This window comes from Leptospira broomii serovar Hurstbridge str. 5399 (genome assembly GCF_000243715.2).
GTDB classification, from domain to species: Bacteria; Spirochaetota; Leptospiria; order Leptospirales; family Leptospiraceae; genus Leptospira_B; species Leptospira_B broomii.
The window spans coordinates 177,449-191,753 of the sequence record NZ_AHMO02000008.1 but is presented as its reverse complement, the minus strand read 5'-3'; the positions used below and the strand labels follow the sequence as shown (position 1 = coordinate 191,753).

Annotated in this window: 9 protein-coding genes; 7 read left to right on the top strand and 2 right to left on the bottom strand. The window is 45.2% G+C overall.

Annotated features, from left to right (window positions below; genetic code table 11):
* The first annotated feature begins 1 nt into the window (after window position 1).
* The 5 genes from LEP1GSC050_RS06260 (at window position 2) to LEP1GSC050_RS06235 (ending at window position 10,677) form a co-directional block, all read left to right on the top strand.
* Window positions 2–3,298, top strand: a complete 3,297-nt coding sequence (locus tag LEP1GSC050_RS06260; protein WP_010570393.1) for a transglutaminase family protein — start codon at window positions 2–4, stop codon at window positions 3,296–3,298.
* Window positions 3,299–3,428: 130 nt separating this feature from the next.
* Window positions 3,429–4,676 carry an imelysin family protein gene (locus LEP1GSC050_RS06255; RefSeq protein ID WP_010570392.1) on the top strand — a complete coding sequence of 416 codons (1,248 nt, stop codon included), beginning with the start codon at window positions 3,429–3,431 and terminating at the stop codon, window positions 4,674–4,676.
* Window positions 4,676–7,093: a TonB-dependent receptor family protein gene (locus tag LEP1GSC050_RS06250; RefSeq protein WP_010570391.1), complete on the top strand. Its 2,418-nt coding sequence runs from the start codon at window positions 4,676–4,678 to the stop codon at window positions 7,091–7,093. The genes LEP1GSC050_RS06255 and LEP1GSC050_RS06250 overlap by 1 nt, the downstream gene beginning before the upstream one ends.
* Before the next feature lie 175 nt (window positions 7,094–7,268).
* Window positions 7,269–9,782 carry a circularly permuted type 2 ATP-grasp protein gene (locus tag LEP1GSC050_RS06240; protein WP_010570389.1) on the top strand — a complete coding sequence of 838 codons (2,514 nt, stop codon included), beginning with the start codon at window positions 7,269–7,271 and terminating at the stop codon, window positions 9,780–9,782.
* Window positions 9,775–10,677: a transglutaminase family protein gene (locus LEP1GSC050_RS06235; RefSeq protein WP_010570388.1), complete on the top strand. Its 903-nt coding sequence runs from the start codon at window positions 9,775–9,777 to the stop codon at window positions 10,675–10,677. Before LEP1GSC050_RS06240 ends, LEP1GSC050_RS06235 begins: the two co-directional genes overlap by 8 nt.
* Window positions 10,678–10,783: 106 nt before the next feature.
* Here the strand turns inward: LEP1GSC050_RS06235 and LEP1GSC050_RS06230 are convergent, their stop codons facing one another.
* Window positions 10,784–11,869, bottom strand: a complete 1,086-nt coding sequence (locus tag LEP1GSC050_RS06230; RefSeq protein WP_010570387.1) for an acyl-CoA desaturase — start codon at window positions 11,867–11,869, stop codon at window positions 10,784–10,786.
* 169 nt (window positions 11,870–12,038) lie between these two features.
* Between LEP1GSC050_RS06230 and pyrE the strand changes: the two genes are divergently transcribed.
* Entirely contained in the window at window positions 12,039–12,596 is a 558-nt protein-coding gene (gene pyrE, locus LEP1GSC050_RS06225; protein WP_010570386.1) for an orotate phosphoribosyltransferase, read from the top strand.
* Window positions 12,597–12,599: 3 nt separating this feature from the next.
* Complete coding sequence (locus LEP1GSC050_RS06220; RefSeq protein ID WP_010570385.1) at window positions 12,600–13,310, top strand: hypothetical protein; 711 nt, start codon at window positions 12,600–12,602, stop codon at window positions 13,308–13,310.
* Here LEP1GSC050_RS06220 and LEP1GSC050_RS06215 read toward each other — a convergent pair.
* Window positions 13,307–14,248 (bottom strand): hypothetical protein, encoded by a 942-nt coding sequence (locus LEP1GSC050_RS06215; protein ID WP_010570384.1) that lies wholly within the window; start codon window positions 14,246–14,248, stop codon window positions 13,307–13,309. The two genes, LEP1GSC050_RS06220 and LEP1GSC050_RS06215, sit on opposite strands and share 4 nt — an antisense overlap.
* Window positions 14,249–14,305 lie beyond the last annotated feature (57 nt).

Sequence of the window (14,305 nt, the reverse complement as noted above, 5' to 3'; positions counted from 1 at the left end):
CATGTCGTTATTGGTATCTCTAACACACGAAACATCCTACGAATACGATAAGGCGGTTTCTTTATCCCCGCATGTGATTCGTCTGCGTCCGGCTCCCCATGCTAGGACTAAAATTATCTCATATTCGCTTCAAGTGGAGCCGACCAAGCAATTTTTAAATTGGCAACAGGATCCGTTCGGAAATTACCAAGCGAGACTAGTATTTCCTGAAAAAACGAATAAGCTTCGGATACTTGTGGATCTAATCGCGGAAATCCAAGTCTTTAATCCCTTCGATTTTTTTCTAGAGCCGGACGCCGAAGAGGCGCCCTTTATTTATTCCGATTCGTTACGGAAGGAACTCATGCCTTATTTGAGCGCCAGTGACGGAAGTTATGCTTTGGCGAATTATATTTCCCAACTTCGGAAAGAGGGCATATTACAGAAAGCTCGAACCGTCGATTACCTGGTTCGATTAAATCATCGAGTCTATGAAGACGTTTCCTACGTTATTCGCATGGAGCCCGGTGTGCAAACTTGTACGGAGACCCTGGAGAAAAAATCCGGATCCTGTCGCGACTCGGCTTTCCTACTAGTCCAAATTTTACGACATATAGGCTTGGCGGCACGTTTCGTTTCCGGATATCTAATCCAATTAAAACCGGATGAAGTTCCGATAGACGGACCTGCCGGACCTAAGGCTGACTTCACCGATTTGCATGCATGGGCCGAAGTCTATTTACCTGGGGCAGGCTGGGTCGGACTCGATCCGACTTCCGGCTTACTGGCCGGTGAAGGTCATATTCCGTTGGCTGCAGTTCCGGAACCGTCCAGCGCATCGCCGGTATTCGGATATTCCGATCCTGCAAATTCTAAATTCCATTTTCACATGGAAGTAAAACGGATAAAAGAATCCCCCCGTGTTACAAAACCGTATACGGATGAACGATGGGAGAAGATTCTAAAATTAGGAAAAAAAATCGATGATAAATTAAGAAAAAATGATATTCGATTATCGATCGGAGGAGAACCCACCTTCGTCTCGGATACCGACCGTCAAAATTCACAATGGAACACCGATGCCCTCGGTTCCGAAAAACTTTCCTTGGCTGAAGAGCTTCTAGGAAATCTTAGAAAGAGATTCGCTCCGGGTTCGGTAGTGCAGGTTACTCAAGGAAAATGGTATCCCGGAGAGCCTTTGCCTCGTTGGTCTTTGAACACATTTTGGAGAAGGGATGGAGAAAAGCTTTGGCAGGAAGAGGCGTATTTGTCTTCGGTTAAAGAAAAAAAGGACGCTGACCGTGAGGAGGAGTTGGCTAAAGCGGAAACGATCGGAGAGCAAATTTGCGCTTCCCTAGGTATTTCTGCCAAGCATCTAATACCGGTATTCGAGGACGGCTTCTATTATTTATGGAAGGAAGGACAATTGCCGAAATGGGAAAAGCCTGAATCCCCGAAGGAAGACGATTTTTCTTTCGAATCGTTGGAAAGAAGGAGAGTTCTCTCCGTGTTGGAAAAGGATTTTAAATTAAAGAAGGGATTCGCTGTACCATTACAATACAATTATATTTTAAAGCGTTGGGAAAGCTCGGAATGGGTCTACCGTCGAGAGCGTCTATATTTGGTTCCGGGCGATAGTCCTGCCGGTTTGCGGCTGCCGTTTGCTTCAATTGCGGATTCCTTCCGTCTTTCCGCAGTTCTGACGGATATTGCGGAGCCGAGCAAACTTCCTTCCTATAAGGATATTTTAAAGAAAGTTAAAGAGAGATCGCAAAAAGAAGGAAAGTTTTACCCGAGCGGTAAAGAGCTTCCGATTCGAAGCACTCTCGTAATCGAACCCCGTGCCGGAGTTTTGCATATATTTCTTCCTCCGATCGAACGTTTAGATGTATGGTTGGATTTATTGTCGTCCATCGAAGATGCCTGCGTACGAACGAAGCTGCCTATCGTATTTGAAGGATACGAACCTCCCCACGATAATCGATTGTGCCTTTTTAGAATTACACCCGATCCGGGAGTAATCGAAGTGAATCTACATCCTTCCTCGGATTTTGCGGAATTAGAGGAGAAGACCAGGATTCTTTACGAGGAAGCTAAAGCGATCAAACTCAGTGCGGAAAAATTTCAAATCGACGGTCGACATTCCGGAACCGGAGGCGGAAATCATATTACGGTAGGCGCTATGACTCCTGCGGATAGCCCCTTCTTACGAAGACCGGATTTGCTAAGAAGCTTGGTCAGTTATTGGCAGCACCATCCGTCCCTATCTTACTTATTTTCGGGGTTGTTCGTCGGACCGACCTCTCAGGCTCCGAGATTGGACGAGGGTAGAGACGAGGCATTGTATGAATTCGAATTGGCGGCAAAGCAAGTCGACGAAAGGAAAAAGGATCTTCCTCCTTGGCTAATCGATAGATTATTTCGAAATTTGTTAGTGGACCTGACCGGCAACACTCATCGAGCCGAGATTTCCATCGATAAATTATATCCTCCTTCCGGGCCCAGATTGGGGTTGGTGGAGCTAAGAGCATTTGAAATGCCGCCTCATTACCGAATGAGCGTCGTACAGCAACTTCTCGTTTTGTCCCTCTTGGGTCGTCTTTGGGAAAAACCGTATAAGAAATCGCCTGTACATTGGGGAACGGAATTACATGATCGGTTTCTTCTACCTCATTACGTATGGAACGATTTTAAGGATGTCTTGCGGGATTTAAAAGATCACGGGTATGCTTTTGAAGAAGAGGATTTTATCCCTTTCTTCGAGTTTCGCTTTCCGGTTTACGGATCGCTCAAGAAGGATGAGATCTTTTTGGAGTTAAGACTTGCATTAGAACCTTGGAATGTCCTAGGGGAAGAATCTTCGTCGTTCGGGACATCTCGGTCAGTCGATTCCGCAGTGGAACGTCTGCAGGTAAGAGTGGAAGGTTGGACCAATGAGCGTTTTCAATTGGCTTGTAATGGAGTGGAAGTTCCGCTGCGACCCACGGGTAAGCTCGGGGAGGCGGTGGCAGGTATTCGTTTTAAAGCCTGGAATCTTCCGTTTACCCTCCACCCAAACTTGCCGATCCAAAATCCTCTAGTGTTCGATATTTGGGATACCTGGTCGAATCGGCCGGTTGCGGGATGTAGATATTATGTTTCACATCCCGGTGGCAGAGCCTACGAGACTTTTCCGGTAAATTCCTTCGAAGCGGAAAGCCGCAGAATTTCTCGCTTCTTTCCGGATGGACATTCCGGGGGATCTAAACCCGCCCCGCTGAAAATTGAGAAATCCCACGCTTATACTTTGGACCTTAGATGGATAGATAAGACCATTTGATCTTCTTATAACGGACCTAAACTTGATTTTCGTCAATTTTTGAGAATCTTTCTCAAAAACACTTGTCCTCAGAAGGCCCTAGTTAATCTTGATTCTCAGATCCAAGTTTAATAACGTCTGAGGCGAAACGATGAATCGTTCGGGTTTTCATTCCTTTTGGGAACTTCCTGTCAAAAGATCCTATTATTTACGCAGAATTTTTTCCGGTTACGGAACCATTCTTACCTCCATAATTCTATTTTTCTTCGTGCTCTCTTGTAATCCGAAGAACCCGTCGTCGAGTGATACTTCGCTCGTTAACGGATTTCTCTATGCGATGTTTAATTCCTACAATCCTAAGCCCTTTTTGCAAAACATGGGTCGTAATATTATTCCTCCATTATATTCCGACCTAAACAGTAAGGCCCAGGATTTGGTGACGAAAGCCACGGCCTTGTCCACTTGCAACGCGGGCACTCTCTCTAATGTGCAGGCTTCCTGGCTTGCGAATATTTCCGCAGTAAAAAAGGTCGAGCTATATCGCTTCGGACCTTCCAATACATATTACCCTCTATTCGATGCTTGGCCTGGAGAAGCGACGAAGACGGTCAGTCCGGAATCGCCGCCAAGTAACGGCGATATGGACGATCTAGATGCATCTCCCGGCTTCTCCGGTACGGCAGCAGCCTATATTGGCACTTTAGATAAAGATGCGAAAGGTCTCCCTGCTATCGAATATGTCATTTATGTAAAGCCTGCCAGTTACGGAGCTAGTGCTCTTTCCTGCTCGGACATGAGTGCGAATCGCTACCAACTTTTATTGGCATTAGTGAACGATTATGCGGCAAACGTTGCCGCTCTTGCCGCCGCCTGGGCTCCGAACGGTACCGCTCCTTACGGGGAACAGCTTGCGACAGCCGGTAACGGGTCGACGGTTTTTCCGAATTCCGCAGGAGCATTGAATACGATCTTTGCCAGCGCTATTCGGGAATTAAGCACGATGAAGGACGGCAAGTTGGAAGCGCCTGCCGGTCTTGCCCAGGGAGGAAACGGCTCCGTTATCAATCTCAGTTTGTCGGAGTCCCGCTTTTCGGGCAACAGCATACAGAACCTTCGGGACAATCTTTCTTCCTTCAAAACATTCTACTTGGGGGGTGGCGGGATCGGTTTCTCCGACTACGTAACTTTTTATAGCCCTACCCTGGACACCCAGGCAAAGGCTCAAATTTCCCTCTTAGAATCCACGTTAAATTCGTTTAACAGTATTAGCGCAGGTAATATGGCCGCAATCAAACAAGCCGTGACTCAATTAAATACCTTACTGACGATTTTGAATACGCAACTCGCGGCTATCGTGGGTAGCGGCGTAGTATCAGGACATACAGGGGATGGAGATTGATGGCGTACAAATCCTGTTTGCGTACGCTCATTCTTTGTTTATTCCTTCTTCTTCCGATTTCCATAATCCTTTCCCAACCGAACGGGAACGGGAGCAACGGGGAAGAAAAACCTAAAGAAGGAACCGAAACGAAGGAACAGCCTTCCAAGGAAGAAGAAGATATAAATGAAAAGAGGCGTAAGTTCTTAGAAAGCGGACAGATCAACGTGATCGGGTCCAAGGACGAAGATCTAAAAAAAATCCCCGGATCGGCTAACGTCATCGGAAAGAAAATTCTGAAAGAAACAAGCCCGATCGATTCGATGGAAGCCTTGAGAAGGGTTCCCGGTGCGACGATTCGATACCAAGACGCGGTCGGTCTTACGCCGAATATCGCTTTTCGAGGAGTGAGTAACGAGGAATCTAGAAAGACACTCATTTTAGAAGACGGTGTTTTTACTTCTTTGAGTCCCTACGGACAACCCGAGAGTTATTTTATTCCTCATATCGATAGGATGGAAAGAGTCGAGGTCGTTAAGGGTTCCGGTTCCATTTTATTCGGACCAACGACCTTGGGCGGTATCGTGAATTTTGTGACTCGAAAACCTCCCGAAAAACCGACTCTAAATTTGAAATTGATCGGGGGAACCAACGGATACGCTTCCAATTTGGTCCAATACGGCGGGACGGTTCAAAACACGAATACAGCTTACGACGTTTCTTATTTACATACTCAAGGGAACGGATTTAGGAATTATCAAGGATTTAACGTTAACGATTTTAACGTTAAATTAATGCAAAAAATCGGTGATAAGGATACGGTTTTTCTAAAGTATCAAGTCTACCAACAAGATTCGCAGGCCACCTACTTGGGATTAACTCAAGGATTGTACTGGAAAGATCCGAAAATCAACCCGGCTCGTTTCGATAGAAAGCATGTGGAACGCCAGGCCGCAGTCATCGGACACGATCATATGTTCAACGAAAATTGGAAATTGATCACTCGTTCGTATTGGACGAATGTCGGATTCGGTTTTAAGCAGGAATCCTATTCCTATAATAGCCCGAACGAGTTGGGACTCCCGTCGCCGCCGACCGGAAACGTCTTCGCAGTATATGCCCCCGCTCCGATCGGGAACAGTCCGGGAGATGTGATTTATATGTTAAATACCACTCCGAATCGGCACCAATTTTTTCGTACGGGAGGATTGGAAACGAAACTGGAAGGTAAGTTTTCGACATTCGGCGTGGAGCACGAAATCTCCGTCGGCGCAAGGGCACATTATGAAACCGTAAACGCCGCTTATAATCAATTTCCGTATCCGACGATGAACCAAGGACTCACGACTCAACAGCAGACTCGGAATGCGAAAGCGTACGCTACGTATGTTCAAGACTCGATTAAGCTGACCGAACGATTGAAAATTATTCCGGGGGTTCGTTACGAATATATTTCTCAGGGAGTATTCACTCACCGAAAATTCGCGACGACTACGGACGTAGCTTACGGATTGGCTACGACGGTCGGGCAAAATATTATAGTAAACCAGGCTAATGAAAGTTATACGAAAGTCGTTTTGCCGGGCTTCGGGATTACCTATGACTTGATGGAAAAGTTCATGTGGTTTGCAGGCGCTCATACCGCCTTTGCTCCTCCGTCCTTCTCCACCATCCTGAATCCTTCGTTAGGGTTGGGGTATAAACTGAATGCGGAAAGATCCAATAATTACGAAACGGGTTTTAGGGGGAATATTACAAAATACTTTTATACTCAAGTAAGTACGTATGCCTTATTCTTTTCCAACCAGATAGTAAACACGAATGAAGCCGGCTCCTCGATAGGGGCGGTCCCGATCAACGCCGGGAAGTCGGTTAACCGAGGTGTGGAAAGTAATTTCGTATTCGATTTCGGGAAATTCGCCGAGTCTCGCTGGGAAATACCTTTTGAAATCGCGTATTCCTATACCCATGCGATTTCAACGACATATGTTCCCGTAGGAACGATTCAAAATCCGGACGGAACCGTAGGTGTAACGAATCAACCGTTATTCAGCGTAAATTCCTCTGGAAACGTGATCAAAGTGAATACGAGCGGAAACTATCTGCCATACGTTCCGATGCAGACGGTCATTACTGCGATCGGATTAAAAAGTCCTCGAGGGTTTTACGTAAGAGTCGAATACCAACATTTCGATAAACAATATTCGGATTTGCAAAACACGAAAAACCAGAGCGCCGACGGTAGCCAAGGAGTGGTACCCGCCTACGGGATTTGGAACGCGGACTTCGGTTACGAGGTTCCCGGAGGGAGGTGGTCGATATTTGTGAATGGCAAAAATCTCGAAGATCGTGTGTACATTTCGGGAAGACTCCCAGTAGGAATCCAGCAAGGACCGTACCGTCAGATCAATATAGGGGCGACCCTGAAATTGGATTAAATTTTCGATCCGTTTCGGAGGAGGATTCGAGAGCCTCCTCCGGAATTCGTTCTTGCCGGTAAAAAAGGACATATAGATTTGCTCCGAAGGAGCTTTTCCTCCGCGTAAAAACGATCTCGAGCAGTTCGAAAGGATGGAAAAAATCCGGACCGGACCGGAAAATGACTCTCGGAAGATGAGCCAGCAAGCTTCCCAGAACAATAGTCTCCTATCCGGGTATTTTCCAGTCTCCGGAATTTTTGACGAGGTATGTTCTCATCAAGGAACCCATCGCGAAAAGTACGATTTTCTTCTTCGTTCTTTCGATCATTTAGGACCTTCGGAATTACGTCGTAGAAAAGAAGACAGTCTCAGGATCCTTCGCGAGAACGGAGTCACGTATAATGTTTACGGCGACGATCGTGAACGAATCTGGTCCCTGGATTTATTCCCGCTTTTGATGGAAAGCAAAGAGTGGGATCAAATCGAAAGAGGTTTGATCCAACGCTCCGAATTGCTGGACGAAATTCTCAAAGACGTTTATGGTCCTCGAAAGCTTCTATACGAACGTAAAATTCCTCCGCAAGTTTTGTTTCATTCCGGCGGATTTTTACGTGCATGCTCGCCGATTTATGATAATTCGACGTTTCGATTGGCGTTCGTCGCAACGGATATCAGTCGGGATAAGGACGGTAATTTTTTCGTAATCGGAGATAGAGTTCAGGCTCCTTCCGGATCCGGTTACGCTCTCGAAAACCGAATCGTTTTATCCAGAATTTTTCCTTCGGTATATCGTGATTCTCAAGTCCATCGGGTTGCTCTATATTTTAGATCCTTAAGAAAAACATTATATAATTTGTCTCCTGCAAAGGATCGCGATCCGTTGATCGTGCTTTTGACGCCGGGACCTGGAAATGAAACCTATTTCGAACACGCGTACTTGGCCGGATATCTCGGTTTTACTCTGGCGCAAGCAGAAGATCTGACTGTCCGCGAAAATAAGGTTTTCTTAAAAACGGTGGAAGGCTTACAGCAGGTAGATGTTATCTTTCGCCGCGTCGATGATTGGTTTATGGATCCGCTCGAATTAAAGGGAGATTCCTTATTGGGAGTTCCCGGAATCTTAGGAGCGGTAAGAGCGGGGACGATCGTAGTCGCAAATCCTATCGGCTCGGGCTTTCTTGAAAATCGCGCTTTGCACGCCTATTTGCCCGCATTATGTAAATTTTATCTAGGGGAGGATTTAATTCTCCCGAACGTAACGACTCATTGGATGGGGGAAGAATCTTCCCGAGCGGAAGTTTTTTCGAATTACGAAAAATACGTTTTAAAGCCGGCCGTTCGCTCTTCCTTCGAGCCCTCCGTGTTTTTGTCCCAGCTTTCTCAATCCGAGCGGGACGAGTGGAGAGCGAAAGTTAACGCAAAGTCTGAGAGATACGTGGCTCAGGAAATTCTAAGCGGATCAACCTGTCCGGTTTTCTCCGGAAATTCGGAAGGCTTACTGGTAGGAAAATCGGTTCTAAGAACTTTTTCCTGCCTCTCCGAAAACGGATACACAAGTATGCCCGGCGGGTTAGTACGTGTGGCACCTAAACATGACGAACTTATTGTCACGAACCAAAGAGGAGCCGTATCCAAGGATCTTTGGATTTTATCGTCGGAAGAAAAGAAGGATATCACTCTTCTTCCGGGCAATGTGGAACGAATCCCTCTCAAAAGAAAGGGAGCTGGAGTTCCAAGTCGCGTCGCGGATAATATGTTCTGGATGGGACGTTACGCGGAACGTGCGGAAAATATGGCTAGGCTCGTTCGAGAGGGAGTAAATAAAATTCTCGAATCGGAAGAGTCCTACGAAAGAGACCAGTCCGGCGTTCTCCTAGGAATCTTAAACCAAGTTTCGAATTTTTCCGGAGGGTTTGGGGAGGCAATTGGATCCGGGTCCTTGGAAGCGGTCCGGGACAAAATCTACGAGATGGTTACCTCGCATTACTCCTCGGGAAGCATTCGTCACGATTTGAATTTCTTCGTTCGGACCACTAAATCGGTACGGGATCGCATCTCCGACGATACCAGATATTTGATTTCTCAGATTGAAAGCGAATCTCCGAGCGATTCTTCCTACGGAGAAATTCTAGAATATCTGCAAATCTTAGTCACTCTACTTTCTTCCTTATCCGGATTATCCTCCGAGAATATGAGCCGAGAGACAGGATACTATTTCCTGGATTTGGGAAAAAGGTTGGAACGCTCTCAATTCTTAGCGAGAGTATTACTTTCAGTAATCAACCAAACGACTCTTTATAACAAAGGGGTTTTCGAGAGTCTATTAAACGTAAATGATATTCGAATAACATATCGCAGAAGATATAAATATAGGATCGAAGCGGAGTCGGTGATAGATATTCTAATATTCGACGAAACGAATCCTAGGTCCTTGGCGTATCAATTATCGCGGATCCGAGAAAACGCGTTGATGATTCCCGGAGTCAACGGGGAGCTCCCGGAGGAAGTTCGACTTTTCAACGAATTGGTGGCTAGATTTAAGGAAGAGGATGCCAAACGATTATTCGAATACGCCGATCCGGCAGGAGGTTTGCGCCGATGGTTGGACGATATCTTCCTACAGTTGAAAGCGGTTGCCGACGCTTTAGCTAAGAAATATTTCCGGTACGTAGAAAATCAGGTTCGCCTAGGAGGACCGTATGGCTGAATATTCCGTACGTCATCTGACGCATTATACGTATGAAAAATCGGTTGCACATTGTTTAAATTTGGCTCACCTTTGTCCGGACTCGAACGAACGTCAAATTTGTCGGGAACTTAGGATCACAGTCGAACCGAAACCTAAGCTAACCGAATTTCGGAGAGATTATTTCGGAAATACGGTTTATTCTTTTTCCGTCGACGAACCTCATACCGTTCTTTCCGTCCTTGCCGAAGCTAAAGTATCTACGGATTCCGTCCTTACTCGATTTTCAAATTCTCCGACCGGTTACGAGGTTTTGCAATCCTTGAACCATTTTTCCACAAAGGAGGAAATGGAAGCTCTCGAATTTATCGGAGATTCTCTATTCGTTGTTCGATCCGATTTATATTCTGAATTCTTAAACCGTTTTCTCCCTCTGAATAAGCCTTATTTGGAAGCTGTATTGGAATACGTAATGCGGTTCCGCGAAGAATTCAAATTCAAAGCCGGGAGCACCAATATATATACCCCTCTCGAAGAAGTGCTGGATAAGAAAGAAGGTGTTTGTCAGGACTTCACTCATTTATCCATCGCCGCATTTCGCTCCATGGGATTTCCTTGCCGGTACGTATCCGGTTATATCGAGACGTATCCACCGCCCGGCAAACCTAAATTGAGAGGTAGTGATGCAACCCATGCATGGATCTCCGTTTTCTGTCCTGGATTGGGTTGGTTTGATTTTGATCCGACCAACGGTAAAAGCATAACCGAAGAATACATTTATACTTCCGTAGGACGGGATTTTTCCGACGTTTCTCCGTTACGAGGAATACTTTTCGGCGGCGGAAAGCATAAGTTAAAAGTAGAAGTGGATGTGATTCAATTGGGAGATTCGACAGGAATCGGAACTGATATCTAATTCGATTTTAGTCCGAGGTTTTTACCAAGGCAGTAAGTAAGCCTTATCTAAAAGAAAACCCTCCTTTTTAGGGGAGGGCAAAGCTGGGATCAGGTACAGTGAATTCTTAAGCCGGAGCCAAATCTCCGGATACGAAACGCTTCCAAGTCTTTAATGCGACTTTGAAATCGGATTGAGCGTCTTTTACCGCCTTTTTATCGACTTCCTCTTTCTCGGTTTTGAGAGCGAGTAAACGAAGTTGTCTTTCCTGAACGGTCTGACGAAGAGATTCCAATTTTTCTTCGAATCCAGGAGTTAAAGATTCTGATTTAACTTCTAGTTTGTTACGAAGCCTCTTCTCATCCATTATCATTTTCTTACGAAGAATCTGCTCTTCAGAAATAGTCTTTAGATCGCTTGCAAGCCCCAAGTAGGAAAAGATATTAATCAGCCATTTAGTCGGATCATAATCGTGCCAGCGGATTCCGTTTCTATAATCTGCCTGGAATTCGTGATGGTAATTATGGTATCCTTCTCCGAAAGTAAAGAGAGCGATGAACCAATTGTCCTTAGCGGTGTGCTTATCCGAATAGGGTTGAGCGCCCTTGTAATGCGCCAACGAGTTGATAAAAAACGTGAAGTGGTGATTGATTGCGACTCTAAGAGTTCCAACCACGATCAGTCCGCCTAGCCAGTCTCCCCAAAGTCCGCAGATCAGCATCGGGAGAATGAAATTCATGAAAATCGCAACCGCATAATAATTATCGTGTTGGAATTTGACCCACTTATCTTCCCAAAGATCCGTCACATTGGTCGGTTCTCTGTAGCTGCGATCCTTAAATAACCATAGGATATGAGCGTGCCAAAAACCTTTGGTGATCGAGTAAGGATCTTCGTCCTTATCCACATATCTGTGGTGAATTCGGTGATCGGAACTCCATTCGATAACGGATTGCTGAAATGCCGCAGCACCGAAGAAAATATAGAAAAGACGGACTGGAAGAGCCGCTTTATAAGCTCTATGCGAGAAAAGACGGTGATAACCAGCTGTAATCGAAAGCCCCGTTGCGACCAGCATAAAGGAGAATGCAAGCCAAGTATAGGTCGGTATTCCTCTCGTTAAGAGGAGGGCCGCCGTGCCAAACACCCCGATAATCGGAGTGGCTATGAGAAAGATGGTAGTTTTAAGCGCAATTTTTTTCGTTTGTTCCATATCGGTAATCCGGTCTTGGTTTGTTTTATATGAGCGAAAGCTGTTCGTTAGGTTGCGGAAAAGTTTCCGTTTTTCGGATTTTTTCCGAATTTAGAAAAAGCGGTTTTTCGTTCGGAGATCGTTCTTATTATGGAAAAGCAGCCCAGAAACCACCACGGAGGATACAAAGGTGAGAGAGGAATTATTTAGACTCATACAGAATCACGCGTATCGATTTAGGGAAGAACCCTTTACGTTAGCAAGCGGAAGAAAGTCTAGACATTACTTTAATTGCAAGGAAATCACGTTACATCCCGAAAGATTGGAGCTGCTTTGCCGGTACATTGTGGAAAGACATATTCCGAGTTCAGGGCTTTCGGAACAGGAAGCGTACGGCGGTCTAACTATGGGTGCGGATCCGATCTGCTACGGAATCGCTCTGGAGTTCAGACGGCAGGCGAGAAACGTATTTCCTTTAATCGTAAGAAAACAAGCCAAGGATCATGGAACAAAAAACCTGGTAGAAGGCGCCGTGAATGCGGTAAAATCCTGCGTGGTCGTGGACGATGTGATAACCACCGGCGGTTCGACTTTGCAGGCGGTTAAGAGTCTTCGGGATTCCGGCTTGGAAGTAGCGGCTTGTATTTGTATTTTAGATAGGGAAGAGGGCGGCAGACAAGCGATCGAGGCCGAAGGAATTCGAGTATATCCTATTTTTAAAAAATCGGAATTCGGAAATTTGGAGTAAGCGATGGGAAACTACACGTACGATGTTCCCGCTTTTCGTAAAAAATTGATACAGCGGACCGGAATGGTGGTCCTTGTGTTCCTTCTTTTTTTAGGGATAAATTTTCACCAGGTTTCTCCGGAGAGCCAGGAATCTTTTTTGACGATGTTTGTGGTTTTAGGCGGCCTGTTGATTTTTTTACTCGTTAAGAATTATTCTAGACAATTAAAAACTTTAGAAGGTTCTAAAGTGGAATTATCCGGAAATAGTCTCAAACAATGGAATCCTCAAGGTCAATGTATGGAATTCGATTTGCGAGAGGTGAACGGAATAGAGAAGGATACGTTTAGAGGATATCAGCGAATTCTATTAATCACAAAACAAGGAACGTATATCCCGATTTTGAATTTGCAGTCTATGGACGAGTTTCTTTCCGAATTGGAGAAAAAATCCGGTAAAAAAGCTGCGGTTTTCGAAGAGGATTCCCGCGTTCTCACTTGGAAAACGCCTCTGGCATTCATCCCGACTTTCGGGACTATCCTAGCTTATTTATTCGGTCCTTGGCATTTGAAACAGGACGCGATTTATATCGTAGCGACTGCGAACACTCTTCTATTTTTATTATATTGGCCTAAGGACAGAATGAATACCGGTCAGACGGCGCGGAGAAGATATATATTTATACTTCTGATTCTTTTAATCGTACTGATTGCGAGATATTTCGGATTGATTTAACCCGATCCTATCGAACCCGAATTCGTGATTCCTTTCAGAATGTTCATTTTCTTTTGAGCTAATCTACGTAGTTCCGTCATTTCCGATATGAAGTTGCTGAGTAGAGGATCCAGATGAACGTGACTTTCCATTACCTGCAATGTATCGCGTACGAATTTTAATTCGTCGTATTCCACAATCTTTCCACCTAAAATGAGTTTTTTAACCGTATCGAATTCATATTTTCTAAGATGGATTCGAATTAAAAACTCGGAGGAGAATTTTGAGGTCAGTCTGGACCAAGGGCTTTTTGGGTTGATAAGAACTTCGTCGGAAGCGATTTTATCCACGGCTCGTTTTGTTCCGTGACTTCCGATGGAGGGACCGATCTCATATTCGGGAATGTCTCTTGCGACGGTAGTAGGAGTTCCCGACTGTTCCAGCAATGCGGCAAGATTGTTTCGACGACGAGCATCCTCATATTCGTTAGGGGATGCAGTTAGAACTCTCTGATATTCTTCCAGCATGACGACGACGTTTACGTATCGCCCTAACGGAGTGTTATTATGTTCTTTGATTTTCGGAAACAATTCGCGGGTGATCTGAAACGGGGACTTCCGTTTATAATAAGTCGCTTCGTAAGCCTTCTCTAATTTTTTCTCAGTATAAGATCTAAGGTCACTCACGATTTTTGGATCAGCATAGATGTAAGCATCCACTCCAGGGTCCTGATTTCTGGCATTATGGGCCATGTCGGGAAGAACGACTTTAATGATGAAAATATATTTCGCTACCCTCAATATATCCAAGCTTTGTCTGATTTGAGCGGTCTCCCTAGAAAAAAAAGCTATCATGTCCTTGAGGAAAGTATCGGAGTAGGGAATTCGGTTATCCTCTTGGGTGTTGACCTTCCTTATTTCTTCGGCTAATTCAAGGGCGGTTTCGAGCGGGCTTGCCATCGTTTTGGTAGCTTAATTCCCTCTATTTTTCAATCAAGAGAGATTTAACTCTTTTTC